The organism is Methylopila musalis (assembly GCF_042679725.1).
Classification (GTDB): domain Bacteria; phylum Pseudomonadota; class Alphaproteobacteria; order Rhizobiales; family Methylopilaceae; genus Methylopila; species Methylopila musalis.
Genome location: NZ_JBHTMX010000433.1, coordinates 1 through 625, shown reverse-complemented (window position 1 = coordinate 625; position 625 = coordinate 1). Strand labels below are relative to the sequence as shown.

Genomic DNA, 625 nt, shown 5'->3' with positions numbered 1-625 from the left:
TCTGCGCCTCCGGCGTCCGGGCGCGCAAGGCGGCCGAGCGGCTGGTCGCCGCCGGCTTCACGCAGGTCGAGGTGGTGGAGGGCGGCCTCGCCGCCTGGCGGACCGCCGGCCTGCCGGTGACCGAAGGGCAGGGCGGCGTCATCAGCCTCGAACGCCAGGTGCGCATCGCCGCCGGCTCGCTGGTGGTGCTGGGCGTGCTGATCGCCGCGACGCTGACCTCGTGGGGCCTGCTGCTGGCGGGCTTCGTGGGCGCCGGCCTCGTGTTCGCCGGCGTCACCGACACCTGCGGGCTCGGCCTGCTGCTCGCCCGCGCGACCTGGAACCGGGCGCCGCGCTAAGATCGTCGCGCGGCGTCGCCGTCACCGGCGGCGCAGCACGGCCATGAGATAGGCGCCGCCGAGAAGCGAGGCGAACAGGCCGAGCGGCAGCTGGTAGGGCGCGATCAGCGTGCGGGCTAGCGTGTCGGCGATCGCCGTCACCGCCGCGCCCACCAGCGCCGAGCCGGCGAGATGCGGCCCGGCGCGGGTGAGGCCCGAGGCGAGCGCCAGATGGGGCGCCACCAGCCCCACGAAGCTCAGCGGCCCCGCCACCTGCGCGGCGGCGGCGGTGAGAAGCGAGGCGAGAA

General features: G+C 76.6%; 2 protein-coding genes. One reads left to right on the top strand and one right to left on the bottom strand.

Translation table 11 applies throughout. From position 1 onward, the window contains the following. Nucleotides 1-338: rhodanese-like domain-containing protein (locus ACFQ4O_RS18155; protein ID WP_378777838.1), on the top strand; the 338-nt coding region annotated here is incomplete at its 5' end. A 21-nt stretch (nucleotides 339-359) separates the two neighbouring features. On the opposite strand, the gene ACFQ4O_RS18150 is transcribed toward ACFQ4O_RS18155, so the two are convergent. Next, the coding region (locus ACFQ4O_RS18150) for an iron chelate uptake ABC transporter family permease subunit (RefSeq protein ID WP_378777836.1) at nucleotides 360-625 on the bottom strand (266 nt) is incomplete at its 5' end.